Source organism: Rhodococcus shunpengi (assembly GCF_048381395.1).
Lineage (GTDB): Bacteria > Actinomycetota > Actinomycetes > Mycobacteriales > Mycobacteriaceae > Rhodococcus.
In genome coordinates this window covers 1-319 of sequence record NZ_JBLWIU010000011.1, presented here as the reverse complement: position 1 = coordinate 319, position 319 = coordinate 1, and positions in this window count along the sequence as shown.

Genomic DNA, 319 nt, shown 5'->3' with positions numbered 1-319 from the left:
CCCTTCTGCATATCGTGGAAAAAGAACTCCGAGCTATATGTCCGGTATATCCGAACTGCATTCCACCCGGTGTTCACGCAGGTCGCACCGTAAGTCGAGATATGTAGAACCCCTGTACGAGATCCTTACTCATGAGTAGGATCGCTAGTCACAGGTACCACTATCCATGCGATAGAGTGGCCCAACCCACACGGGGGCGACGGTATCGGACAGCGGAGGTAATCGTGGGAGTCGAGGTTTCCGTCGAGGGGCTGACCAAGTCCTTCGGCTCGCAACGTATCTGGCAGGACGTGACGTTGACGTTGCCGGCCGGTGAGGT